36 protein-coding genes are annotated in these 25,551 nt (G+C 40.0%); all 36 read left to right on the top strand.

The genetic code is table 11. From position 1 onward, the window contains the following. Positions 1–182: 182 nt before the first annotated feature. The 36 genes from ADM90_RS14230 (at position 183) to ADM90_RS14400 (ending at position 25,156) form a co-directional block, all read left to right on the top strand. Positions 183–1,172, top strand: a complete 990-nt coding sequence (locus ADM90_RS14230; RefSeq protein WP_053995626.1) for a ParA family protein — start codon at positions 183–185, stop codon at positions 1,170–1,172. Positions 1,173–1,319: 147 nt separating this feature from the next. Further along, positions 1,320–1,547, top strand: coding sequence for a hypothetical protein (locus tag ADM90_RS14235; RefSeq protein WP_053995627.1), 228 nt, complete (start codon positions 1,320–1,322; stop codon positions 1,545–1,547). Positions 1,548–1,633: 86 nt separating this feature from the next. Continuing rightward, on the top strand, positions 1,634–2,545 hold the full coding sequence (locus ADM90_RS14240; protein ID WP_053995628.1) for a terminase small subunit: 912 nt from the start codon (positions 1,634–1,636) through the stop codon (positions 2,543–2,545). A 4-nt stretch (positions 2,546–2,549) separates the two neighbouring features. Further along, positions 2,550–3,986, top strand: a complete 1,437-nt coding sequence (gene terL, locus ADM90_RS14245; RefSeq protein ID WP_053995735.1) for a phage terminase large subunit — start codon at positions 2,550–2,552, stop codon at positions 3,984–3,986. A 21-nt stretch (positions 3,987–4,007) separates the two neighbouring features. Next, positions 4,008–5,348, top strand: a complete 1,341-nt coding sequence (locus tag ADM90_RS14250; RefSeq protein WP_235473562.1) for a DUF1073 domain-containing protein — start codon at positions 4,008–4,010, stop codon at positions 5,346–5,348. Further along, positions 5,341–6,615: a minor capsid protein gene (locus ADM90_RS14255; RefSeq protein ID WP_053995630.1), complete on the top strand. Its 1,275-nt coding sequence runs from the start codon at positions 5,341–5,343 to the stop codon at positions 6,613–6,615. The genes ADM90_RS14250 and ADM90_RS14255 overlap by 8 nt, the downstream gene beginning before the upstream one ends. After that, complete coding sequence (locus tag ADM90_RS24540) at positions 6,608–6,763, top strand: hypothetical protein (protein ID WP_161804081.1); 156 nt, start codon at positions 6,608–6,610, stop codon at positions 6,761–6,763. The genes ADM90_RS14255 and ADM90_RS24540 overlap by 8 nt, the downstream gene beginning before the upstream one ends. Before the next feature lie 84 nt (positions 6,764–6,847). Further along, on the top strand, positions 6,848–7,090 hold the full coding sequence (locus ADM90_RS14260) for a hypothetical protein (RefSeq protein ID WP_053995631.1): 243 nt from the start codon (positions 6,848–6,850) through the stop codon (positions 7,088–7,090). A gap of 71 nt (positions 7,091–7,161) precedes the next feature. After that, a complete protein-coding gene (locus ADM90_RS14265; RefSeq protein WP_053995736.1) occupies positions 7,162–7,389 on the top strand; it encodes an Acb2/Tad1 domain-containing protein in 228 nt (75 codons plus the stop codon). Between the two features lie 11 nt (positions 7,390–7,400). Beyond that, entirely contained in the window at positions 7,401–8,537 is a 1,137-nt protein-coding gene (locus ADM90_RS14270) for a DUF2213 domain-containing protein (RefSeq protein ID WP_053995632.1), read from the top strand. Positions 8,538–8,558: 21 nt separating this feature from the next. Further along, positions 8,559–9,005: a structural cement protein Gp24 gene (locus ADM90_RS14275; protein ID WP_053995633.1), complete on the top strand. Its 447-nt coding sequence runs from the start codon at positions 8,559–8,561 to the stop codon at positions 9,003–9,005. A gap of 16 nt (positions 9,006–9,021) precedes the next feature. After that, positions 9,022–9,921: a DUF2184 domain-containing protein gene (locus ADM90_RS14280; protein ID WP_053995634.1), complete on the top strand. Its 900-nt coding sequence runs from the start codon at positions 9,022–9,024 to the stop codon at positions 9,919–9,921. Then, entirely contained in the window at positions 9,921–10,250 is a 330-nt protein-coding gene (locus ADM90_RS14285) for a hypothetical protein (protein WP_053995635.1), read from the top strand. The genes ADM90_RS14280 and ADM90_RS14285 overlap by 1 nt, the downstream gene beginning before the upstream one ends. A 20-nt stretch (positions 10,251–10,270) precedes the next feature. Further along, positions 10,271–10,636 carry a DUF4054 domain-containing protein gene (locus ADM90_RS14290; RefSeq protein ID WP_053995636.1) on the top strand — a complete coding sequence of 122 codons (366 nt, stop codon included), beginning with the start codon at positions 10,271–10,273 and terminating at the stop codon, positions 10,634–10,636. After that, entirely contained in the window at positions 10,637–11,101 is a 465-nt protein-coding gene (locus ADM90_RS14295) for a hypothetical protein (RefSeq protein ID WP_053995637.1), read from the top strand. After that, on the top strand, positions 11,101–11,442 hold the full coding sequence (locus ADM90_RS14300; protein WP_053995638.1) for a hypothetical protein: 342 nt from the start codon (positions 11,101–11,103) through the stop codon (positions 11,440–11,442). The genes ADM90_RS14295 and ADM90_RS14300 overlap by 1 nt, the downstream gene beginning before the upstream one ends. Beyond that, a complete protein-coding gene (locus ADM90_RS14305) occupies positions 11,439–11,924 on the top strand; it encodes a phage neck terminator protein (protein ID WP_053995639.1) in 486 nt (161 codons plus the stop codon). The genes ADM90_RS14300 and ADM90_RS14305 overlap by 4 nt, the downstream gene beginning before the upstream one ends. A 4-nt stretch (positions 11,925–11,928) precedes the next feature. After that, on the top strand, positions 11,929–12,954 hold the full coding sequence (locus tag ADM90_RS14310; protein WP_053995640.1) for a DUF3383 family protein: 1,026 nt from the start codon (positions 11,929–11,931) through the stop codon (positions 12,952–12,954). Positions 12,955–12,966: 12 nt separating this feature from the next. Then, positions 12,967–13,356 (top strand): phage structural protein, encoded by a 390-nt coding sequence (locus tag ADM90_RS14315; protein WP_053995641.1) that lies wholly within the window; start codon positions 12,967–12,969, stop codon positions 13,354–13,356. A 28-nt stretch (positions 13,357–13,384) separates the two neighbouring features. Further along, positions 13,385–13,654 (top strand): hypothetical protein, encoded by a 270-nt coding sequence (locus ADM90_RS14320; protein ID WP_053995642.1) that lies wholly within the window; start codon positions 13,385–13,387, stop codon positions 13,652–13,654. Between the two features lie 251 nt (positions 13,655–13,905). Then, on the top strand, positions 13,906–16,101 hold the full coding sequence (locus ADM90_RS14325; RefSeq protein ID WP_053995643.1) for a phage tail tape measure protein: 2,196 nt from the start codon (positions 13,906–13,908) through the stop codon (positions 16,099–16,101). 11 nt (positions 16,102–16,112) lie between these two features. Further along, positions 16,113–16,634, top strand: coding sequence for a phage baseplate protein (locus ADM90_RS14330; protein WP_053995644.1), 522 nt, complete (start codon positions 16,113–16,115; stop codon positions 16,632–16,634). Further along, a complete protein-coding gene (locus ADM90_RS14335) occupies positions 16,631–16,951 on the top strand; it encodes a phage baseplate plug family protein (RefSeq protein WP_053995645.1) in 321 nt (106 codons plus the stop codon). Before ADM90_RS14330 ends, ADM90_RS14335 begins: the two co-directional genes overlap by 4 nt. A gap of 7 nt (positions 16,952–16,958) precedes the next feature. Next, positions 16,959–17,780: a phage protein gene (locus ADM90_RS14340; protein WP_152928027.1), complete on the top strand. Its 822-nt coding sequence runs from the start codon at positions 16,959–16,961 to the stop codon at positions 17,778–17,780. Continuing rightward, positions 17,777–18,295: a Gp138 family membrane-puncturing spike protein gene (locus ADM90_RS14345; protein ID WP_053995647.1), complete on the top strand. Its 519-nt coding sequence runs from the start codon at positions 17,777–17,779 to the stop codon at positions 18,293–18,295. Before ADM90_RS14340 ends, ADM90_RS14345 begins: the two co-directional genes overlap by 4 nt. 11 nt (positions 18,296–18,306) lie before the next feature. Further along, on the top strand, positions 18,307–18,603 hold the full coding sequence (locus ADM90_RS14350; protein ID WP_053995648.1) for a PAAR domain-containing protein: 297 nt from the start codon (positions 18,307–18,309) through the stop codon (positions 18,601–18,603). Between the two features lie 4 nt (positions 18,604–18,607). Then, positions 18,608–18,964, top strand: coding sequence for a hypothetical protein (locus ADM90_RS14355; RefSeq protein WP_053995649.1), 357 nt, complete (start codon positions 18,608–18,610; stop codon positions 18,962–18,964). Further along, positions 18,942–20,120 (top strand): baseplate J/gp47 family protein, encoded by a 1,179-nt coding sequence (locus ADM90_RS14360; RefSeq protein WP_053995650.1) that lies wholly within the window; start codon positions 18,942–18,944, stop codon positions 20,118–20,120. Before ADM90_RS14355 ends, ADM90_RS14360 begins: the two co-directional genes overlap by 23 nt. After that, positions 20,113–20,784 (top strand): hypothetical protein, encoded by a 672-nt coding sequence (locus ADM90_RS14365; RefSeq protein ID WP_053995651.1) that lies wholly within the window; start codon positions 20,113–20,115, stop codon positions 20,782–20,784. Before ADM90_RS14360 ends, ADM90_RS14365 begins: the two co-directional genes overlap by 8 nt. Continuing rightward, a complete protein-coding gene (locus ADM90_RS14370; RefSeq protein ID WP_053995652.1) occupies positions 20,777–21,085 on the top strand; it encodes a hypothetical protein in 309 nt (102 codons plus the stop codon). The genes ADM90_RS14365 and ADM90_RS14370 overlap by 8 nt, the downstream gene beginning before the upstream one ends. Beyond that, the gene (locus ADM90_RS14375) at positions 21,078–21,683 is read left to right on the top strand and encodes a hypothetical protein (RefSeq protein WP_053995653.1); all 606 of its coding nucleotides are present in this window, start codon (positions 21,078–21,080) and stop codon (positions 21,681–21,683) included. The genes ADM90_RS14370 and ADM90_RS14375 overlap by 8 nt, the downstream gene beginning before the upstream one ends. A 2-nt stretch (positions 21,684–21,685) precedes the next feature. Beyond that, positions 21,686–23,416: an Ig-like domain-containing protein gene (locus tag ADM90_RS14380; RefSeq protein WP_053995654.1), complete on the top strand. Its 1,731-nt coding sequence runs from the start codon at positions 21,686–21,688 to the stop codon at positions 23,414–23,416. Further along, on the top strand, positions 23,416–23,613 hold the full coding sequence (locus ADM90_RS14385) for a hypothetical protein (RefSeq protein ID WP_053995655.1): 198 nt from the start codon (positions 23,416–23,418) through the stop codon (positions 23,611–23,613). The genes ADM90_RS14380 and ADM90_RS14385 overlap by 1 nt, the downstream gene beginning before the upstream one ends. A 47-nt stretch (positions 23,614–23,660) precedes the next feature. After that, positions 23,661–23,789, top strand: a complete 129-nt coding sequence (locus ADM90_RS25375) for a hypothetical protein (protein ID WP_268766636.1) — start codon at positions 23,661–23,663, stop codon at positions 23,787–23,789. A gap of 75 nt (positions 23,790–23,864) precedes the next feature. Further along, positions 23,865–24,374, top strand: a complete 510-nt coding sequence (locus ADM90_RS14395; protein WP_053995657.1) for a phage holin family protein — start codon at positions 23,865–23,867, stop codon at positions 24,372–24,374. Beyond that, on the top strand, positions 24,371–25,156 hold the full coding sequence (locus ADM90_RS14400; RefSeq protein ID WP_053995658.1) for a M15 family metallopeptidase: 786 nt from the start codon (positions 24,371–24,373) through the stop codon (positions 25,154–25,156). The genes ADM90_RS14395 and ADM90_RS14400 overlap by 4 nt, the downstream gene beginning before the upstream one ends. Positions 25,157–25,551: the final 395 nt, after the last annotated feature.

Consider the following 25,551-nt stretch of genomic DNA (forward strand, 5'->3'; position numbering starts at 1 on the left):
GGGGAAAAACTCTATTTATAATGGAGCACAAGCAAAAAATATTTAGAGTAGATGGTTCTTTACTATTTTTTAGATGAGGGTTTTTAAAATAAATTTTTCTGAATTAAGAATATATTATTTTATGGAGGAAAAAATCATAGTTTTGGTGAATTTTAATCTTTAAAGAAAGGAGTGTAATTTTGATGAAATCAATTTCATTTTTTAATAATAAGGGTGGAGTCGGGAAAACTACTACTTTATATCATGTAGGGTTTGAATTGGAACAACAAGGTTATAGAGTATTATTTGTCGATTGTGATCCACAGTGTAACCTAACTTCTCATATATTTGATTTAGAGATAATAGAAGATATATGGAATGCTGAACAAAGTAGTATTTATGATGCTGTAAAACCAATTATTAAAGGGTCTGGTGATGTAGACTTTATTCAACCTAAAAAGGTTAATAATAGGAATATTTGGATTTACCCAGGGGATTTGTTATTAAGTGATTTTGATTCGATACTATCAGAAACTTGGACACAAGTTTTAGCCAGACAAGAAAGAGGCTTTAGAGTAACTACAGCCATCTATAGGCTCTATACCAAGTTTGCAAAAGAATATGAGATTGATTTTGTTTTGATTGATTTGGGTCCAAATTTAGGAAGCTTGAATCGGTCATTATTGTTAAGTTGTGACCATTTTATTATCCCTCTGATTCCTGATTTATTTTCTTTAAGAGGGTCACAAAACTTAGGGAGAACATTATCAAATTGGGTAGAGGAATGGCAAGACTCTATTGAAAGAACAGCAATAGACCCTGATTTTATAATACCTCAAAGTGCTCCTAAGTTTTCTGGGTATATTGTGTCTCAATTTAATGAATATGGAAGAAAACCAGTTAAAGCATGGGTTAAATGGGAAAAAGAAATTCCTAAATATATCAAGAATTTTGTCTATGAGCCACTTTCAAAGTCAAAAAATATTAAAAGTGAGCCAGATATAGAGAACCAATATAAAATTGGGCAGATGAAAAACTATAACTCATTAATTCCAATGGCCCAGACAGCGTTAAAACCTATATTTGAATTGACTTCTAAGGATGGTGTTATAGGGGACCATCATAGATATGTTAAGGACTGTAAAACAAATTATACAAATCTGGTGTTAAGAATTATAGAAAATATTCAATAAATAACTATCAAATTAATGATTTTATTCAGCCACATTCTTTTGAGCGTGGTTTTCAATCTCGATTTGCCAGTATTTTCCCTTTAGAATGAAATATACATTACGATTAACTTCCCACTAATTTATAATTATTATATGGAGGTGAATAGCTTGGAAAAAATCACTAAGAAGCAGATTCATATGTATGGTTATGATTTTGAAGTTTATATTAGCGAAAAGGATTTTATTACTGGGAAGTATCGAGTTACAGTAAATTATTTAGGTTATCCAGACCATATTAGTATTGACTATGGTTATACAGAGCAAGAAGCGATAGATAGAACGGTAAGGAAGGTTTTAACTTCAAGTCCTTTAGAAGCTATAAAAAACATATATTAGTTTTTATGACGTCTTTTTTATTTTGCGAAGCTACTAGCACAATGAGGCAATGTCAAAACAAATGATGGAGGTGGTGTTTATGCAGGATGGCTAAGACTAATCGAGAAAAGGCATATGATTATTATTGTAAAAATAAAGGTAAAGTCACATTCAAAGCAATTGCACAAAAATTCGATGTCAGCGAAAGCACACTGCGGCGTTGGCGCAAAGAAGATGATTGGGATGATGACCAACCTAAAAATAAAAAATCTACTCGTGGTAGCCCTAAGAAGCGGCCACAAAAAACAGTTGAATATGAGCTCATACAAAGCAACGGTCTGAACGATAGACAGTTGCTTTTTTGCATGCATTATGTGCGGTGCTGGAACGCTACAAAAGCCTATCAGAAAGCGTATGAGTGCGATTATCGAACCGCCCATGCAAACGCTCATCGGATGATGGCGAATGATGGCATAAAAGCGGAAATTACCAGACTAAAAAAAGACATTGCGGATGGGCTAATGTTGTCAGCAGAAGCGGTATTACAAAAGTACATTGATATTGCATTTGCGGATATGAATGATTTCATCCGCTTCGAAAATATCGAATCGACAGTTACAGAAGTAGAACAACAGTTCGATAAAGAAGGGAACCTCGATAAAGAAATCACACGTACAGTACCGTACACCTATACAGCATTTTATTTAAAACCATCCAATGAAGTGGATGGCACGTTGATTAGTGAATTATCTAAAGGTAAAGATGGCATGTTTAAAGTCAAGCTTACAGAAAAAATGGCTGCTCTTAATATGCTTGCTAAATTTTATGATCTACTTGGTGAAAATACACGTAAACGATTACAAGATGAGCTGGCACGTTTGAATATTGACAAAACAAAAGCGGAAATTATGAAAGTACGTTCTGAAACAAAAGGTGCTGGCGGTGGCAACACCACAGGCGTTGATTTAAGTGATTTAACAATGGAGGAGCTGAGAGCGATTGCCAATTCTAAGCGATGAGGAAATGAGAGCTTTGGAAACAGAAGCGGATAAAGAATTAGCTCGCCGCTTCTACCGTGATTATGTTGAATACGTACATCATGGTCATTATGAGCATTATCGTCACACCGAATTGATTTGTGATGTGCTCCAACGCGTGGCCGATGGTGAACAGTTATCTATATTAATAGAAATGCCACCACGACATGGCAAAAGTATGACGGTAACAGAATCATTTCCGTCATTTTATTTAGGGAAAAATCCTGATAAAAGGGTAATAGCTGCTGCCTATTCGGATGGATTGGCGACTAAATTTGGTCGTTTAAATCGTAATAAATTCAACGAATTTGCACATGATCTATTTAATGTACGCTTATCCGATTCCAATGCAGCTACAAAGGATTGGGGAATTCAAGACAGGCGAGGCGGTATGATTTCAACTGGTATAGGTGGTTCTATCACAGGTCAAGGCGCTGACTTAATGATTGTTGATGACCCAATCAAAAATATGAAAGAGGCCATGTCACAAACGATACGCGATAGTATTTGGGACGAATGGGAAGCGACCTTATCAACTCGTTTACATGATGGAGCTTCTGTTATTGTCATCATGACACGATGGCATGAGGATGATCTAATTGGCCGCTTACTTTCTCGTAGTCCTCGTAAGTGGGTGCGATTGCGATTACCTGCTATAGCAGAGGATGAAGATGATTTATTAGCCCGTGAAATAGGTGAACCTTTATGTCCAGAGCTTGGCTTTGATAAGCAGTGGGCTGAGGATAAAAAAGCTGAGGTTGGCTCACGAACATGGGCGTCACTGTATCAGCAAAGACCCGCTCCTGCAGGCGGTAACATCTTCAAACGAGAATGGATTAAATACTATGTCCGCTCGGAGGAACAAAAGCGTCAATGGGGCTTGAGTGATGATGTGATCGTCCTGCCTACCCATTTTGATAAACTGGCTCAATCTTGGGATTGTACATTCAAAGATTCGTCAACAAGTGACTTTGTTGCTGGTGGTGTATGGTCACGAAAGAAAGCTCAATATTTCCTTTTAGACGTGGATCATCGCCGTATGGGATTTGCTGACACAATGAAAGCAATACGTGCTATGTCTGATAAATGGCCACAAGCACGGAGCAAATATGTTGAAGATAAAGCAAACGGTTCGGCTATTATCGAAATGTTAAAAGATGAAATCAGCGGTATTACGCCAGTTAATCCAGACGGTGGTAAGGAGGCACGTGCAAACGCGGTATCGCCATTGTTTGAAGCGGGCAATGTCTATTTACCTCATCCGAATATATGCTCGTGGACAGAGGATGTAATAGAAGAGCTCGTGTCATTCCCGAATGCGGCGCATGACGACTTAGTGGATATGACAACACAAGCGTTAAATCAATTGTATACAAATAATTCAAATCCGTTAGAACGATTAAGAGAATGGGCGGGTTTTTAGGTATTAGGTAGGTGATGAATATTGAGTCTGCTTGAACAGGCTAAACAATACGTAGTGGACTTTATGCAAGGGCATGGCAAGGCAAACGCCAAGGATAAACTTACTCGGCAAGTCCCTGGTGTGCGTAGGAAATTGACACATGCCGAAATATCTGCACTCTATGCAGATAATCCGATTGTGCAAAATATTGTGGACATCCCAGCCGAGGATATGACGAGGCACTGGTTTACATTGCGAATGCAAGACGATAAGCTTGCCCAGGACATTATGGCACGTTTAGCTGATCTTAATGCACAAGGTGCTTTTAAAAAAGCGCGTATGTATGAGCGTATGCGTGGTGATGGATTCATTTCGCTAGGTGTTACGCAAAAAAGTAAGTTTGAATTACAAGACCCTTTAAGATTCGATAATTTGCTTTCTGTGGATTATCTGCACCCGTTTTCCTCCATGAAGGTCAATGAATTTTTAATCAATGATGATGTGTTCGACGGAGCTTACGGAAAGTTAGAGAAATTACGTATTAACCGAGCATCACGGAGCGGTATCCAGGCAGTAGAAACAGAATCACTTGTGCATTATTCACGCGTGTTACACGACCAAACAAGACGCTTAGAAGATGAAGAACAAGGAATGTCGTTGTTAGAAACACTGTATGATGCCATTACTGTACTAGACACGTCTTTGTGGTCTGTCGGTCAGATATTGCATGATTTCACATTTAAGGTATATGCATCGGAAGATGTCAAAAATGTTTCTCCAGCAGAGAAAAAAGAAATGAGTATGCTACTAGATTTCATGTTTCGAACAGAAGCGTTAGCAATTATCGGTAAGGATGAATCACTTACCAAGCAAACAACACCTGTGGCGGGTATCAAAGATTTGCTCGACTTTACATGGGATTATATTGCCGCAGCTGCACGGATGCCGAAAAGTGTCATTAAAGGACAAGAAGCGGGCACACTGACAGGCGCACAGTACGATGTCATGAATTATTATGCTCGTATCACATCCGCCCAAGAAAATGAAATGAAGCCGCTCCTTGAGCAATTAATTCGCATGCTCATGTGGGCTGAAAAAGAACCAGGAGGCCGCATTGACCCTGACAGCATCGAATGGGAAATTAAATTCAATCCATTGTGGTCTGTAGATTCAAAAACAGATGCAGAAATTCGGAAAATTGTTGCTGAAACTGACCAGATTTATGTGTCTAATGGCATTATTACAGCAGATGAAGTACGGGAAGCAAGGTTTGGACAATTTGGGATAGCAGATAACTTTAAGTTTAGCGGTGATGATGCAGATTGGCAGCGTATGGCTGGCGAAGTGTACGGCAAATGGAAGGAAAACGGCACACATGGCTAAACATGTACCGCCAACACGCTTTCCTGATGCTGTCACGGCGTCTTATTACCGTTCCATTGATAAACTGGTCCAAGAGGTAGGCAAAGCCACATTAGCCGTATACGATACACAATTAAAAGAATACATTGATAGCAACCGCGCAGACAGCAGCGGTTTTTTTGTTGCCGATAGCTTGTTTGATAGTTTGAAGCGGGTACTCAATCAACTGTCAAAAGCAATCGAACAACTGTTTTCACAGCAGAAAGCGACAAAAGCGGCTGAACTCTTCATGAAAAACCTGAATCAAAACAATAAAACCAACATGGAGCAACAGGGCAGGATAAAGGGCATCAATCCAGCCGACACAGAACCTTGGCTCACTCCATTTATGCGAGAGAATGTCGAGAAAAACGTTGGCTATATCACAAATATCCGTGATGACTACACCAAGAAAATTGAAAACATTGTGTTAAATGGTGTGAATAATGGCAGCAGTCACAAACAAATACGCCAGCAGCTAGAAGAACAGATTGACATGTCACGCCGTAGAGCAGAATTTGTAGCTGTAGATCAAACAGGCAGCCTTTTTGGACAGATGACCGCACAAAGGCATCAAAATATGGGGGTAGAGCGTTTTAAGTGGCGTACATCTAAGGATGAGCGGGTAAGGAAATCACATAAAGAGCTTGAAGATAAGATTTTTTCATACGATGATCCACCTGCTGTTGGGCTGCCTGGTGAGGACTTCCGTTGTCGTTGTATTGCCATTCCCGTTTTTGATGATGAGGAAGAAATTGAATCAACGACAGAACAACCTGTGGATGAAGAGCTGACAGAGGAAGAAACGAGAGCAATAAATCAATATATCAGTTCAGATTCTTACAAACTGAATGATAAATTGAGAAATGGATTACCTCTTGATAAACAAGATGTGGTTTTAGTTAACCATTTAGATACAGCCTTGCAGAAAATGCCGAAATACGAGGGTGATTTAAGCCGTTCGTTATATTTTTATAGTAATGACGAGTTGAACAATTTTATGAGTAGTCATATGCTGGGTTCTATAGTGATGTATAATGAATTTATTTCTACTACCAAAGGAGATATTTATAATTTTGATGGTCAAGTTCAATTGTATATTTTGGACTCTGCAAATGGCAGGAATATCAGCCATTTCAATGAAGGTGAACAAGAAATATTGTATGAACGAGGCTCTAAATTTAAAGTAGAGTCCATTGAAGAAATAAATGGCATTTATCATATCTTATTGGAGGAATACAATGAGTAAGAAAAAACCATTCAGTGATCCACGTTGGACCCAGCCTTTAGGTGGAGAAGTTATCGGGAAGGTTGAGTCTACAGAAGAGGAAAAACAGCGAAGTAAGAAAAAATTACAAGAACATCTTAAAAAAATAGGTGTTATAAAAGAAGAATAAAACGCTTAACTGCAAAAGGTTAGGTGTTTTTATTTTGGTCAAAATCCCAAGCGCTTGGGAATTTAGAAAGAGAGGATGATTTTAATGAATATACAAGAACTAGAAGTACCAGTGGGTATTACGCAGCCTTTACCAGCTGGACAAGTACGTTACAGCCAGTCATCTTATGTGGGTGAGGCTTCTACTGATATTGTCATTGAGGGCAGTGTTGAAGATGTATTGAAAGTTTTAGAGGCTACAAAGCGTAAAAAAAAGACTGATCCGAATGTTGTTGCTGATGTAATTAAGGTTATCGAAAAAATGCTAGAAGAGGAGCTTGATATATGAGCTGGACGAGATGGGAGCGCCCTCCAGGTGATATTGTCGCACTAATTTCTAAATTGAAAGGGGGTGAACCTATGCCGAAAGTAGGAGAACATCTAAATCCCGTTGTTGAAAATAATTTTAAGTATCATGCACCAAAAGCGGGACAGACAGAAAAATATGGGGCTATCCGTGAGAAAGCAAAAGAGCTAGCTTATCTTATTGACAACTTATGTCCAAACTCGCGTGAAAAGTCTGTAGCATTTACAGAGTTGGAAACAGCAGTCATGTGGGCGAACGCTGCTATTGCACGAAATGAATAGGAGGGAATGGCTTGAAATTACAACGCTATGACCGCAGTTTAATAAACGATTATGCAGAAACATCAGAAGGGTATCTGACGGTACGTGTGCCGATTACTCGTCCTGGTGTTTTTCCTTATGCGCGGCAAGACGGGACTGTTCAAATGGAGGCTAAGCTGCCTGACGAAATATTCAGCGATTTAACAATCCGATCCGCACGCAGTAAGCCAATTACAGATGAGCACCCTCGTGAGCCTGTTACTTTAGACAACTATCAGACTTACGCAAAGGGCATGAGCCATACAGATGTGCAAGTTGAGGACCTCAAGCTATATGTATCGCTCACGATTACAGATAAAGACCTTATCCAAAAAGTGCATGACGGCAAGAGGGAGATTAGCATTGGCTTTATGTCGGATGTCATTGCTGAAAGTGGCTCTTACAATGGACAGCCGTATGAATACGTCCAACGTAATATTGAAATTAACCACATTGCCATCGTAGAGCAAGGGCGAGCTGGTCCAGAGGTAGCCATTCGCGCGGACAGTGACGCATGGCAAATTGATTCAGGTGATAACAAAGGAGGAACTACTTTGGTTAAGTACAAAATTAACGGAAAAGAATATGAGATTGATCCAGCAGTAAAGGCTCATATTGAACAATTAGCAGCTGCTACTTCAACAACAGATGAAGATCCGGAGGAAGAGGAAACAGAACCAGAAAAAAAGGAAGAGCCGAAAAAGAAAAAAACGGATGCTGTAGATGCCTTGCTGGGGCGCTTAGATGCTTTAGAAATAAAACTACAAAATACTCAGCAAGAGCTTGCGGATGAAAAGGCAAAGCAAATGTCTGCAGACAAATTAGACAAGCAAGTTGAGGCACGTGTCCAACTTATTAGCGCAACAAAGCCCCTTCTAGGTGATTCGTTCGATTTCACAGGTAAAACAGACCGTGAAATCAAAGAAGCAGTCATTGCGACAACGAGCAAGGATTTTAAAGGCGATGGGAAGTCAGACGATTATATTGATGCCCGTTTTGATACAACGATTGAGTTAGTACAGTCAAATGGCTATTCTTCCACTGGCGCTAACTCTATGTGGACAGGTGATGCAAGTCAAAGTACAGATGTCAACACAATGCGTGCACAACGCTTAAACATGCGTGATTAACCAATAAAGGAGGGCTATTAAATGGCCATTACAGAATACGGGCAGTATATGCCCATTGCAGGTAAACCTGGGCAATTAGCAAATTATCAGGAGTATGCAGCTGACAGTTATCCAGCTAAAGAGGTCATTCCATTTGGTGCAGCTGTACAATTAAGCCCAGATGGTACAGGAGTTGTGCCAGTAAAAACGGGTGGCACGCCAATCGGTATTGCGTTAGCACGTGAAATTCATGACTATACGACGAATGCGGATGACCAAAAGTATTTAGTAGGGCAGCCAGTGCCAGTTGTAAAACGAGGCAATATTTTTGCCGTAGCTGGCGGCGATGTCACTAATGGAACAGTTGTTCAAGTAGATGCTGCCACAGGTAAATTTGTAACAAGTGGCGGTATTGCTTTTGGACGTGCTGTATTTCGCGCTAATGCTACTGCTGATTCATTAGTACAAATTGAAATTAACTTACCTTAAAGGAGGAACACAATTTATGTCACAATTTCGTGAAGATGCATTATTAACACCGCGTGACTTAGAGGCGGTAGACAAAAAGATTTATGAGCCAAAGAAGGAGGAGCTAAAGGCTCGCACCATTTTTAATGTTAAAACTGACGTGCCAGCGGGGGCGGAAACATATTCGTATGATGTTATGACACGCTCAGGTGCAGCTAAAATCCTAGCTCCAGGTGCAACAGACATTCCATTAGTGGATGCGGACTTAACACGTCATACAGCACATATTTACTCAATTGCGGCAGCGTTTAATTTATCTGTACAAGAAATTCGTAACGCACAGATGGCACGCCGCCCTGTTGAGGTGACGAAAGCCGATACTGCACGTAAAGCTATTGCTGAAAAGGAAAATAAGCTGGTATGGATGGGTGACAAAGACCATAATATTTTAGGTGTTGTTAATGCTGTAGGTATTCAAGTACTTGCAGTGCCAAACAATGCGGGTGGCACATCGACCAAGTGGAAGGACAAGACGGGTGTTGAAATTGTCGAGGACATCAAAAAGGCGAAAAACTTAGTCAACAAGTTACCTGGTCATATTGCAGATACATTACTTGTGTCCGCTGATCAGTTCGAACATTTAGAAAAAGTCTACAACCAGCATACAATGCAAACGTGTTTACAATACATTCAATCGCAAAACTGGTTTAAACGCATCGATTATACGTCGGACATTGTCGGACAAGGTACAGCAGGGGCAGATTGCTTCTTAGCATTTGATTCGTCGCCGGATGTAGTGGAAATGCTCGTTTCGATGGATATTACACGTCATCCGCATGAGTATAAGTTTCCAAACTATAAGATTCCACTTGAAGAGCGTTGTGGCGGTGCAATTGTGCGTTATCCAATGGCTATCGTACGTGGGGAGGGCATCTAATGTTAGTACACAATCGAGGTAATTACACACGTATTGCTAATGATGTAAAGGTTATTCCTGGCGCAAATACATTAACAGATGATGATTTTAAGGCTTTTACGAAGCATCCTATGATGAAAACATTAATCAATCATGGTGAAATTGTCATCCCGGAAGGTCAAACCATTGTTAACGCGGTTTCTCTTAAAGATTTAAACGCTGATGATGCTATCGAATTGGTAAAAGATACATTTTCCATCGAATATTTAGAGCATTTCAAATTAGATGAAAGTCGTAAAACTGTCTTAGCTGCTATCGAGGCACAAATTGCTGAAATTCAAGGCGAATAAATGAAAGTGAGGTGTATGATATGCCTGCTTTAACAACAATTGAACGAGTGCGCCTATTAGGAGAAGAATTTGAAGCTATTCCTGATGTGCGATTAGAAATGTATATTGAAGATGCATCGCTGGAAGTGTCCTCTTTGGGCATCCATGAGGCGCATCATGAGCGCCTTACACGCTATTTAGCTGCACATTTAGCCATTTTATCAACAGAACCCAAGCAAGCAGTTGTGAGGGAAAAGGTTGACGTTATCGAGCGTCAATATAGCGATCCTAACAAAAATCTAGGCATTTTAGGCACGAAATACGGACAGGAATACCAACGGATTTTAGAAGATTTGGCGGAGCTGGAAAAAGAGCCGAAAAAACACTTGAATTTGATGGTGATATAAATGAGTGTACGCATTATTAGCAGTAGCAATAGTATTCCGCAGCTTATAAATGAATTAAAGAAGCTCAAAAAATATGAAATTCATGTTGGTATTTTTGGCAGTGATGATGCTGAATATGCCATGATCGCAAGTGTCCATGAATTTGGCATTACGATTCAAAAGGAAAAAGGTTCGATTGTCATTCCTGAACGCTCATTCTTGCGTTCCACGTTTGACGAAAAGCAAAACGAATGGTTTAAATTTGTGGAAAAGCAAATGGCGCATGTGTTAAATCGCCGCATTGGTGCTAAGACATTGTGTGAAAGGCTTGGAGCAAAAATGGTAGCAGATGTTCAGGAAAAATTGACGGATTTAGATACGCCGCCCAATGCGCCAGCAACCATTGCTAAAAAGGGTTCTAGTAATCCGCTGATTGATTCAGGCGGCTTGCGCCAACGTATTACTTACAAGGTGGTGAAGCACTAATGCCTGAAAAAATGTTGTTTGGTTCTGTTATCCAATCGCAAGGTGCGCCTTTTGTGGCATATGTACAAAAGGTAGGAGGTTATGTTAATGGGGAATGGGTAGAAGGCATAAAAATACCAACAGATATGTTAGGAATTATTCTACCGCTCAGCAATGATGACTTAAAATATGCAGAAAACGGTACGTATACAGTGAAAGAAAAGAAATTGCTAACTGCTGACCAAATACCAGAAGGCACTAAGATAGAGCATAATGGTCAAAAATATACGCTGCAAGCTTTTAAAGATTATTCTGTATATACGGATGTAAATATATATTTGCTAAGGTGGCGAGAAAAATGAATTTAATGAAATTAATTCGCAATGAAGTAGCCACTGATACGTCGATAACTATTATTCGTGCGGATCAGCTCGGAAAGCTTCCACCTTTGCCATATGCTACTTACAAAATTATCGGAGATAGAAAAGGGCGAGGTCGTGAAAATCTTAGTCACATCGACCAGCCAAACGCCCTAATTGAAACAAAGTCACAGGAACGCAATGCTACAATTTCATTCAATATATACGGGACTTCGCATGATAACGCTTATGAAGTAGCTTCACAGCTTCGTAAGTGGTTTGAGGGGCGAGGTTCTTTATTTTTGGACAGCTTGGACGTTGCAGTTGCGAGCGTTTCAGATGTTCAAAATCGCACCACTTTTTTAGTCGATTCCTACGATGAAAAGTGGGGCTTTGATGTCATTATCCGTTATATGGATATGGACGAATATGAAATTGACTACTTTGATAAGGTGGAATACGAAATAACAATAGAAAGAGAGTGAGGATATGGCTGCATCTGATAAATCACGTTTTGTCGAGGTCAATATTACTCGAGAAACTAAGCCAGTGAGTGAAAAGGGCTTCGGTTTGCCATTGATGTTGGCAACAAGCAAAGCCTTAGATTACAAAGTCTACACGGATATTTCCGAAGTAGCAGAGGATTTTGACGAAACAACAAAGGAATATAAGCTTGCTACTCGTATGTTTGGTCAATCACCAAAGATCAGAGAGCTGGCTTGCTATGGTGTTTCCTACATTTCAGGCACGGATGATGTAACCGCATTGCCAGCAGCGCTAAATGATCTAGTTAAAACTGATAATGATTGGTTTTACCTAGTGTCACCTGAGCATGGTGATGAAGAAATCAAGGCACTGTGTGAATGGATGTCTACGCAAGAGAAAATTTACGGTGTGACGACACAAAACATAGCCTTAACAGAAGAACTAAAAAATCTATACGAAAATGTGCTGTTATCAGTACATGATGATGAACATGCCTATCATGCTGAGGGGCTTATTGCTTATGGTGCGCCGCAAGTTATTGGCTCCTATGTGTTTAGCCATAAGGCTGTTAATGGAGTACGTGCTGCCAAGCTGTCTAATGTGGAAATTAACACGATTATCGCTAATAATGCCACAACATGCATTAACGAAATGGGCTGGCTAATTAATGCAAGTGGTAAGGCTGTTGGCGGTGAGTATTTAGATGTCATCCAGGCAGATTACTTCTTGCGCGCTAGATTGCGTGAGGATGTGTTCCGTTTATTGGCTACAGTGAAAAAGATTCCATACACAGATGGAGGAATTGCTCAGGTTGTTTCTGTCATGGATACACGTTTTAAGGCAGCCTATCGACAGGAAATCATCGCAGAGGATGACAACGGCGATCCAGACTATCAAATTACATTCCCACGCCGCAAAGACATCCCTAAGAACACCATTGCTCAAAGGATTCTACCAGATATCAATTTCCGCCTAATCATCGCAGGCGGCGTGGAAAAAGTACAAATCAATGGCGTATTAGCGCTGTAAGGAGGGATTTAATTGGTTGTACACAATTTTAAACATACACAGGTTATCGTAGCTGGCAATATTATCACTGGCTACGGTGATGGGGATGCGATTTCTGCTGAGGCAAACGAGGACAAATGGTCGCAAAGTGTGGGGGCAGACGGTGGCGTTACTTATAACGAGTCAGCTAACGAGACTGCAACACTCACATTAAAATTAAAGCCTAGTTCAGCATCCGTGCCTGTACTTCACCAACTTTATAAGAGTGGTGAATCATTCGATTTTATGATCCACGACACTGAATTAAATGTGCGTGCAACGGGAGAAGATTGTCGTATTCAAAAGTGGCCAACATTTTCACGTGCGGAGGAAGAAGAACCGCGCGAGATTGTTATTTTAGCTGCACATTACAAAGAAAATTAATTACTAAAACATTAGGAGGAATTTTATCATGGCATATCAACCAAAAACACATGAATACACTTCAGCGGAAGGTGGAAATCACTATACATTCCAGACTGTTTTACCGAGCGTTTGGGCAAAAATAGAGGATAAAATTACAGATAAAGGTGGCAAAATGTTACTATCAGTCGCTATGCCTGAAATTCTTGAAAAAGTAGTTGTTACACCGTCGGGATTGAAATTAGATGATTTCGAGTCATGGGCCGAATTGGAAGAGGTAACGATGGCCGCCTATAAATTTCAACGCCAAGGAAAATAAAGCATTATTTCAACTGAGGGGCATTGAACATGTCCCTTGTTTTTATGTCAAACAAGCAAATAAACAATATTGGCGATATTTGATTCCTGAGTACTTTCCATCATACAAGCCAGCAGATATTGATTTAATGGAACAAGCTGAAATTTTGGAACATCTAGCAGCCATAAATGAACGCAGGAAACGAGAACAGGCACAAAGACAACATGCTGAAAAGTATTTAGCTGCTTTGTTTGGCAGAAAGGTGTGATGCAATGTCTACATTACGTGATATGTATGTATCTATGCGCTTTCGCGATCAAGCAACCTCTTCCTTAAGAAATGTAGAACGACTAGTTGATCGAATCGAAAATAATTTCCGTGGCTTAGGTAGTAGAGTCGATACCTCTACGAATGGATTCCGTTCGATGGTGAGAGAAGTTGATCGATTGGAAACCGAGTTAAGTAGCACGAGAGCAGAAATGCAAAGTTTACAAAGCCGTATAGATGCATCTGAACAGGAAATGTCTAACCTGAGGCAAGAAGTTGAGCGTTTAAACAATGCAGGTAACGAAAGTAACAGCATTTTTACAGGTATGGCAGGTACAATCACAGGTGTTGTCGGAGCTCTAGGAGGGATAGCAGTAGGTGCATCTGTCGTATCTACAGCAACGGAAATGGATAAGGCATTTAGTCGATTAGATGCGCGTACAGGTGCTACTGAGGCTGAACTAAAAGGGCTTGAGGGTGCAGTGAAAGATGTATTTCGATCAGGTTTTAGCGAGAATGTTACGCAAGCTGCTGATGACATTTCTACGTTACGAGGACAATTCAAAAGTTTTTCCGAACAAGAGTTGGCTGGTACAGCAAAAGGTGTCTATACAGTAACAGAATCCTTCGATCAGGATTTTAACGAAGTTTCCAGAACGGTTGCGGTCCTTACGAGAAATTTTAAAGATTTAGATGCTACTACAGCGCTGGATGGAATCACGTATGGTTTTCGAAATGGCTTAAACTATAGTGATGAATTACTGGATACCTTACGCGAATATGCACCACAATTTAACGACATGGGCATGGGCTTTGAAAATATGATTTCCGTGTTAGAAGCTGGTACAGATGCGGGAGCCTGGAATCTCGACAAAGTCGGTGATGCCATCAAGGAAAGCCATTTGCGTATGGGTGCGTTAGACAAAGCTACAGTAGATGCTTATGAGTCGATGGGCTTTAATGCTGAAGAATACGTTGGCAAAATCAGCAAAGGCGGCGAAACTGGAAATAAAGCATTCCAAGAAATTGTAGGAGCTTTAATGGATGTTGAAGATGCAACCGAACGAAATCAGTTAACTACGGATCTGTTCGGAACGCAATTTGAAGATTTGCAAGAGAAAGTTATTTTTTCTATGGCAGAAGCTACCACGGCTACCGCTGATTTCGCAGGCTCCACACAAGAAGCAGCAGATTCGTTGAGAAATAGCTTTGGTTCACGCATGACACAAGTGTGGCGAGATTTGCAAATAGGCATGGCAGAAGCCTTTCAAAATGAGGAGATGAAAGGTTTCATTAACAGTGTCATGACTGACATTGAATCGGCTGTACCTAGTATAAAAGCTGGCTTTGCATCATTAGGTGATGTTGTTACAAACAATGTACAGCCTGCCTATGAAGGTTTTAAAACAGGTATCAGTTGGATAGTCGATAATAAAGATTCGGTGATAGCTACATTAACCGGAATTGTGGGTGGCTTTGCAGCATTCAAAATTATGTCAGTTGTTAATACACTTATGGCAGCTCATCGTACTGGCACAATGGCAGCTACTTTTGCGCAGTGGGGTTTAAATACTGCTTTACTTGCAAGTCCCTTAACTTGGGTAGCGGTAGGTATCGGTGTAGTAATTGCCGCAGGAGTGTTGTTATATCGAAATTGGGATACTGTCAAAACAAAAGCAGGCGAATTATGGGATAAAACAAAAGAGGTGTTCGGAGGTATTTACGATTGGGGCGTACAAAAGATTCAGCCAGTAACAAGTTTTTTTCAAGGGCTATATGACAAATTCATGGGCTTTAAAGATGCCATAAGCAATTTTCAACCGCCTGAATGGGTTTCGAAAATCGGTGGTGCAATTGGTAAAGCTGCTGGGGCAGTAGGTAATTTTATTAGTGGTTCCCACGCTACTGGGCTTGAACGTGTACCATTCGATGGCTACGTTGCAGAGTTGCACAAAGGAGAGGCTGTTTTAACAGCACAACAATCGAATGCCCTAAGAAATGCTGGGATACTATCTCAAAATTCAGATGGCACACCAGAGTTAAACATGGGAGGCGGAGGTACAACGCAGCCAGCGCCAGCTACAGGTGGTGGAGGTCATCAATTTATTTTTAATATCACTGGTGACAATTCAACGGACATTGCCCAAAAAGTACGGGAAATTTTAAGTGATGTACTAGGAGAAGAATTACAAATAACGTAGGTGGTGACAGGATGCCATATATCAAAGATGTACTAGTCGATGTCATAACAAAAGTTTCGATGCCTGAGTCAAGCACAACAACTGACCATGCTTTAGAGGATGGTCAGCAGATTACTGACCATGTGCAAAGTAATCCTATCACCATCTCGCTAACAGGCGTAATTTTAGATGATACGGAAGCAAAAGTGCTGAAGCTTAGGGAATATCGAGAAAAGGGCGAAATCATTGATTTTGACTATATGACAGCTTTAAAGCATGTTGTCGTTACTGATTTTAGCCGTGATTATTCCGCTGACATTAAAGATGGCTACGCTTTTAGCATGACATTAAAGCAAATTAAAGTTGCTAAAGTAGCCAGGTTTGTGAGCGTGTCAGTGCCAGTAAAACAGCAGACAAAACCTGTGAGCAATAAGGGAAGGCAACAAACGAAAAAGACGCCTGCAAAAACAGCCCAAACAAATAAAACTAAGTATGTGACACCGCCGAAGCCTGTAGCAAGTGGTGGATGGGCTGGATTGGAGGGGCGTAAATGACGGAAGAATATATTGACATTGATAAAAATGAGATACCTTATTCCTTTGAGATAGAGCTAGCGGGTGAAGTGTTTGAGTTTGAAGTCAATTACAACCAAGCTCATGATTTCTTTACCTTAGATTTATTTAAAAACGGGGGGGCTCTTGTTGTCGGAGAAAAGCTTATCTTGAATCGTCCATTATTCAGGAATCGTATAGATATACAATTACCAAAAGTACAAATTATACCGTTAGACCGAGCTAATTCAGCGACTCGTATTACCTACGAAAATCTGAATGAGACGGTCTTTTTATATGTAGGTGAACCAGATGAGTAATTTATATATGCGTCAAACAACATTTTTAGTGGGTGACCGAAAAATCACGGATCCGTTGACTGTTAAATTTAGTGTGCCATTTGGAGACAATGAAAAAGTTGATACCATCGACATTCAGGTGTACAACTTGAAAGATGATACAATTAACGCCATTGCTACTAACCAAGCAGCTATTTTAAGTGCTGGATATGTGGACGACAATGGCGTTATTTTTAGTGGCACGCTTAAGAAAAAGGAAACGAAGTGGGAGGGGCTCGACAAGATCACGACATTTAAGTGTATTGATTCCAGCCTTGATTATACCAAGACTGTTATTAAGCGCACTTATGGCCGAAATACACCAGCATCATTAATTTTACGAGAACTAGCCCGTGACGCAGGGCTTGCCATTGGGGATATTGATTTACCCGTTGACTTTATTTATCGATCAGGCAAAGCACTGAATGGCAAAATTAAGTTTCTTGTATCCGAAATTGCTAAGGATTGTGAGGCAAAGCTACACATCAACAAAGGGCGTATCTATGTACGGGATCGTGTGAAAGGTGACAATTTAGGGCTTGATATTTCAAAAGAAACTGGTTTGATCGATGAACCAGAAGAAATAGAGGAAGAAACGAAAGATGAAAAAGGTTCCACTTTGAAAAATGACAAGAAGAAAATCAAGGGTTATAAAATCAAAGTACTGCTCAACCATAGGATTACAACTGATGTCATTATCAAATTGACATCTCGTAAAGTAAGCGGTGTTTTTCGTGTGGCGAAAGGCGAACACAAAGGCGACACATCTGGTCAGGAGTATTACACAGAATGCGAGGTTGTGCCAGTATGACCAAAGTTTCTATGACGCAATTTGTTAGTGAAAATATAGAGGAAAGCCTAATGAATATGAATACATGCCTTATATGTAGAATTCTTGAAGTAGATATGAACTTGTATAAAGCCGATGTTTTACCTTTGCATGATCCAGATGCTACGCCGATTTTAGATGTACCTATGGCATTTTGGCAAACAGAGCAATTTGTTATCCAAGTGCCATTTAAAAAGGGTGATAAGGTGTTAGTTGTCTGTTCACAGGCGGATATTGACCCTTTGATGTTTGGCGGAGGAAAGGCTGCAAGCAGGTCATTTAGTGCCAATGATGCATTAATAGTTGGTGGCGTTCATTATTTCACAAAACCACTGCAAAATGAGCATCCTGATGACCTTCTGCTCTCGGATAAAATATATAAAAATAAAATTCGAATAACTCCAACAGGTGAAATATTTATGGAGTCGGAGGAAAATATCAATATCATATCCAAAAAAGATGTAAATATAAAAGGCGAAAATGTTTGGATTAATTAGGGGGGATTACTATGCCAGCAGCAATCCGAAAGGGCGATATATGTAAAGGTCATGGCTGTTTTGTTCCCCGACCAAATGACGAGGGCAGTCACAATGTGTTTATGAATGGCATATCAGCCCATCGAGTGGGTGACCATTGGATGACACATTGTTGCGGCTCACTATGTCACGATTCAGTAGCCGCAACAGGTAGTCCTAATGTATTTGTTAACAAAAAGCCATTGTGCCGTGTGGATGATCTAACAGCGTGTGGTTCATCAATGGGCAATACACACAGCCCAAACGTTTTTGTGAATGATAGGGGGTAACAGGATGCATACGTTTAAATACAATGACGATGGTGATTGGGTATTGAATGAACTGGTACATGGGGATGAACAACTTATACAAAACTTAAAGCATTTGTTACGCACCGTGGTTGGAGAGTGGATGTTTAATAATAATCATGGTTTCCGCCGATCCATCTTGGAGCAGAAGATACCCAATAAAAAGCAAGTGGTGCAAGCCATGCATGATTGTTTATACCAGGAACCGCGTATAGCCGAGGTGCTTAGTGTAGAGTATGATTTCAATCGTATTAAGCGACACCTCACTATTAATTTTAGAGCACGTACCACAGAAGGGCATGAGATAGGAGGGGAGGCTATTGTTAACCAAGTCGGGATTTAAGCGACAACGAACAGCCGATTATTTGCCCATTATTGAAGAGCAAGCAAGGGATTTATTTGGCGAGGATGCTGATTTATCAGACCGTACACCTGTTGGTAAAATGATTCATTTACAAGCTCAGCAAAGAGCCGAGGATAACGAACAGCTTGAAATGGTGTACAATGCTCGTTTTGTCGACACCTCAGAAGGAGCGACACTAGAGGCGAACGTCAAGCGTGCATTACTTACACGGAAAAGGTGGATAAAAGCCACTGGTGACGTTATTGTCAACTTAGATAAAGGCGCAAAGATCAATGTAGGCGACTTATTTAAGACAAAATACAATGTGTATTTTAAGGCGTTGGAGGCTGTGGACGCTGTAGAAGATGGCAACTATCGTGTGAGTGTTGAAGCGTTGGAATATGGCGCTATTGGCAACGTAGAACCAGGAGATATAAGTATAATCGTGAACCCACAAAGCGGCATCAATTCGGTAACGAATCCAGATGCTTTTTTTAATGGTCAAGACGAGGAAACAGACGAGGAATTGCAGGATCGTTACTATGCATCGTTGGGGAAAGTAGGGGCTAGGCGTGTCGAATCCATCGAAGCAAATGTATTAGATGAAGTCGAGGGTGTACGTGCTGCCATTGCAATTGAAAATGACACAAATGTTGTGGATGCAGAAGGACGCCCACCACATAGCGTTGAAACAGTCGTTTTAGGAGGGTTGGATGAAGACGTGGCAATGGCGATCTTCAGGAAAAAAGGCGGTGGCATACAAGCCTATGGGCAAACGGTTTACACTTTTACAGATAACAGAGGTATTGTTCATGAAATTGGCTTTACACGTGCCACAACAGTCAGCGTTTATGTACGTGTATTTGTAAAAAAGAGCAATCAATTCCCTCTCAATGGTGATGATTTAGTGATTGGTCAGATTGTTAAATACGTGGGCGGCACGTACAATGACACACTTTACTATGGTGTTGGTATGAGTAAGGATGTCATTTGTGCAAAAGCCGAGGCACGTGTCTTAACGATCAATGGGGTGGAGGATGTTCGAGTGGAGTTTTCTACCGATGAAGTAACCTATGAGCCTCATAATGTATCCATCGCATTTCCGGAAGTCGCTGAAACAGATGAGAGCAAGATTGAGGTGCTGCCACTTGACTAATCAACGTTTACAAACATTATTAGAGCGTATGCCACGCCAGTTTACACGTGCTGAGGATAGCAATAACTATAAATTGCTAAAAATTATTGCTGAAAATGGTGTGGAAAACTTAGCGATACAACAAACAATCTTGAAGTATTGGGATGTAGATCAGGCAGAAGGATACAGATTAGATCGACTAGGCAAAGATGAGGGAATTTCTCGGGGTGGTTGGGAGGATGAAGAGTATCGCAAAATGATAAAAATTCAATGCATTCTTAACCTGTCTGAAGGCGATCTTGAAACAATGAATCAGATCATGGATGCTTATATGGGTAATGATTTTATCGGCTTTGAAGAGGGTTGGCGAGAGTTTGAGCCAGCTACACTACTATTAAATGTGCGTGCTTCAGCTAAAATAGTGCCCCTGGATTTAGTTAAACGGATGAAAACAGCAGGTGTAGGCATTTACATTATATTGAATGAACTGAATGAGTTTTTACTACTGTATGCAGGCACATATGCATGGGATTTTAGTAATCGGATATGTGGACGGTTTAAAACAGCATCTAAGCCAGCCGTCATAGGCAAAGAACAGTTGAGTATACGAGATCAATCGTATGCTTTTTTAGTTTCCGCCCGTGTTTGTGGGCGATTTAGAGCAGGAGGTGGCATAGTTGAATGAGATACAGCCTTTGTTAGTGCAGCTAACAGAAGAATTTTTTAATAATCTTGTTGTGAGTGCGAAAGTGACCATTGACGGGATTGTATATGATAAACCAATTGCACATACTAGCACCCGTTATGGATTGCGAAAATACGTGAAATTAACAAACGAGCAAGGATTGATTACGCGTGCTGCCTTAGTAGACGCACATGGCCGAGAATTATATGTAAAGGACATGCATTATCAAAAAGATGCACAAGGTTATGCCATTGCATTCCCATTGATGATCGAAGTAAAGGAAGTGAAAGTAAATGGCTGAGTTGATGACTGGAGAAATTCCTTTAAATTTTAAAAACAATCCATATAAACGAGTGGAATGGGAAGATGATTTGAAAGATCCGGTAACAGGTGAAGTGCTAGAACAAGGTACGATCTTTTGGGCCGAGTATGGCAATAATTTTGAATGGGGTATCTATAATTTATATCGATTCATGATTGAGATGTATCGGCAGATGGAACGTATGCGTGTGCAAATGGAGCTGGACGGACGCGCACCAGGTAACAGTGGTACATTTGCAGACGTGTTAGATGGTAGTACCAATAAAATCATACTCGACACAACACTTGCGGACATTACTACACCTGTCACAGCTGGTACAACGGTATTGCCTGTTGCAAATGTGGCAGGATTTACGCCATTTATGCAAATCACAATTTACGATGATGTGCATAGTGAGGACGTGTTTATCACATCGATCAACACGGATGCAAAGACGATCACCGTACAAGCCCTTGCAAACAGCTATAAAAAAGGCGCAAAAGTGGCTCGTAGTAATGTAGCAATTGATACAACATTGTCAGAGATGGGTATTGGAGATTGGCAGACTTATCATGTTGAGCTAATAGAGGTGGTTTAGTTATGGTAAAGTTAAACGCAGTAACAGCGGGTACAACGCTCAAATTTGGAAATAAAAATTGGATACTTCTCAATCCACAAACAGGGTTTCTTTTATGTACCGAAGGAGGGAATGTTGGCTTTGAGGATGGTTTGTCATCTTTCAGCTTTAGTCACCCTAACGTGCAAGGTTGGTTCTCCAATATCTACAATGGATTTTATAAAAAAAAATTAGTAGAAGCTAAGTCTTACAATGTTGGTGGTTACGGAGGTTCTTATGATGTAGTTATGTCCCCTCCTCAATATATAGGTACTATATCAGCTTTTGATTTTTATCAATATCAGAGCATGTTGGGAACAGCAGTAAGTAATGCTTGGACAACATCATTTGGTGTTGGAGGTATTTTAAAAACTAATGGATCTAGTGTATCTGTAGGGAATAATACGGGTGCAACCGCGTGGTATTACTTATACCCTACAATCTATATAACACCAACAACAGAGGTTACAAACGGAGAAATTACAGGTAATACAGCGCCAACCTATACACAAATTCCAGCGCAGACAACAAAAAAAGACGTACCTATCACACTCAATTTAAATAATTACTTTACAGATATTGATAATGACGTCTTATCTTATACAGCCACGTCAGTTAATACCAATATTGCAACGGTTGCTGTATCAGGCAATGTATTAACAATTACTGGACAAGCTATAGGCATTGCAGTAATTTCAGTAACTGCAAGTGATGGTAAGGGGGGCACTACGAATCAAGGGTTTACTATAACTGTAACCAATACAGCTCCAACGGTTTCAGTGTCATCACCTTCTGCAAATATGACTCTGTATGAAAATGATTTATTTTACATTACTGGATCAGCAGCTGATGTAAATGCTAATCAATCAGTTACAATATATGCGCAAATTAATTTTGAACAACGTATTGTACTAGGGATTGGACTAAGTAACGCATTGGTGACATTCAACAAACAGCTTAAATTTAAAGGTGGCCAACTGTATGATGGCGAAACAGCTATTACAGGCAACCTTACCGATGGCGTACCACATACGCTAAAAATATGGGCTCAGGATAGTGATGGTGGGCAATCTACAATAGCAGAACGTTCATTTTATGTTGTGCCAAATAGACCACCTGTTTTAACCATTGATACTGTGCAACCGTCAGGTATCATTAATACGGACAAGTTTGCAATATCAGGTACAGCTAGTGATCCAGACGACAACGATATGACAGCTTCTTATCGGTTAAATGGAGGAAATAGTGTAGCGTTAGAAATCATTGAGGGTAAATGGGCTTTTGATATTACACTCGCTCAATTGCAAGTGGGTCAGAATACAATTGTTGTAGAACTAATGGATAGTTACGATTTTAAAGTTTCTAAAACCATCAAATTAAATAAAAATGAAGTGAAAACGCCTATTTTGCAATCCGTCGCTCGTTATAAAATCGAGCCACCGAAAGGGAGTGCAAAGGGCGTTTTATTGTGGATTCAGCGCGACGAGCAGCTTGATTTGACAGTTGAATTATCCATGACATTACAAGGCGAGCAGGAGCAATATGTAACACTCACGGCTGACCATACAGCACCAGTTACAGCAGGTATTGTAGAAGATGAATTTTATTATGAGGCAACAGAGCCAAAAAATAATATCATTCTCAAACTATCGACATCACATCCAGATGTTCATGTGGATCACAAAATTCATTTAATAAGTGGGGTGCTTGAGTAGTGGAGCGTCGTAAGCGATTAGCAGATGGTAGCTTTGGAGAATTAGAGAAAGTAGGCTCTGCAGAAACAGCAGAAGAAAAGGCAGTACGGCTAGAGCAAGAAAATAAATTATTAAAATTACAAAACCAAGCGAATGTTGAACGCATGGAATTTGTCGAGGAATTGATTGCAGAAATTGCAATGAAGGTCTACGAATGATGCGCTTCTGGCAGTGGATTTTATTGTATTTGAAGGGAGGTGAAACCATGATGGCCATGTTTTTTGCACAACGTGTAATTTTAGGCAAGACAGAATTTAGTGAAGTGCCTGCATCTTTACAAGAGGGTGTTAAAGAAATCTTAGAGGAATCAGGAGTAGGTTTCTTAGCTGAATAATCCCAAGCGCTTGGGATTTTGAAGGATGCGTCTTTATGACGTGTCCTTTTTTATAATGTAAAAGGAAGGTGTCAGATGGAGAATTGGATAATTGCACAATCAATTAATGTCGGGAAACAAATAATAGAACATCCTGTTATTTCATCAGCAGGTGCAGCAGGAATGATGATTTTTCAATTAGGCTTTGGGGCAGTACAGGCTATATTAATTGCTTATTTATTGTATGTATTTTTAATTGGCCTTGATTGGTTAACGGGTACATCAGCGGCTAAAAAGGATGGTATTGATACTTCGTCTTACGGTATAGATGGGGTGAAGCGTACCGTCTTTTTATTATGCTTACCTGTGATCGCTCGATTACTGGATTTAATTATGCATACGGAAGTTATTGTTACGGGCATAGTAATTGCTGTTTTAGCACGTAGTATTGCTCGATCAGTAATTGCTAACACAAAGCGAGCTGGATGGGATAAATGGATACCACTGTGGGCGCTTGAGTGGGTATCGGCTGAGTTAGATCATAAAGATATACGTGCTAAACAACGTCTTGATGAAATTTCTAATAAGGGAGAAGAAACTAAATGAACAAACTTCCATTCGACAAATTTTTAGAACAAGCTTTAAAAAGAAATAAAGTAAAACAAACACATCCAGAAATATTAGTACGTGGTATTGAAATGGTGCGCCGTTGCTATGATGAAGGCATTTATATTTTATTCACTGATGGTTTAAGAACAGACATTGACCAAGCGAAACTATTTGGTCAAAGTAGAAAAAACTATTGGTATAAAGGCGTAAACTACAGTGCACCGGAAAAACCATGGGTAACAAATGCTGAACCAGGTACATCATTCCACAATTTCGGTTTGGCGCTTGATTATGTACTTACTGATGCTACAGCAAAACCCGTTTTTTGGACACGCAATAAACAGTGGGAACGTGCTGCTGCTATTGCTAAAGAACTTGGTTTTTCTTGGGGTGGGGATTGGCCTGCTAAAATACGGGACAATCCACACATTGAATACAACGGTGGGTTATCTATTAATCAAATAAGAGCCGGTAAGATGCCAGTATTTAAACCGTTTGCGTCTACCAATAAAAAAGGAGAGTTAACAATGGACCAATACAATGAACTAAAGAAATTAATCGAAGTACAAGCTACAAAAATCAAAACGTTGGAAGCAACTAAAGCAGATGTACAATCAAATAATGCTGTCGGAGCATCTCATAAAGAGGCTTGGGATTGGGCGATCAAGGAAGGGCTTGTTCGGGGAGATGGTAGTAAGAATATGAACCCAGCAGGCGTACTAACACGCGAGCAGATGGTTACAATGCTTAAGCGATATCATGATAAATGTAAGCAATGACACAGCAAAGCCCAGGTACTCGTATGAGCCTGGGCATTTTTGTCGTTATAATAACTTTAATTAATAACACTATTTTTGAATAAGTGATTTCTTGTAACATATGAGAGATTTTAATACTTCCCTACACCTGCCCTAGTAGTTAAGTGGGGTACAAATTCGAAAAATCATAAGTACCCCATTTGCACCCCAATTGATTTACCTTTATAATCCTTTATTTAGGTCGATAAAATTATAAATCACTCTAAATACTACGTCCTCAAAATTTAAAAACCTTTAATAAAGAACATGGCATTTATGAGCACAGTATTTTTAGATAATATGTTCAGAAATTGTTGAGGGTATTATGGTATTCTATAAATGAACACGCATAGTAACAAAAAAACTAGGTATCCAAG

It is taken from the genome of Lysinibacillus macroides, from assembly GCF_001281525.1.
Classification (GTDB): domain Bacteria; phylum Bacillota; class Bacilli; order Bacillales_A; family Planococcaceae; genus Lysinibacillus; species Lysinibacillus macroides.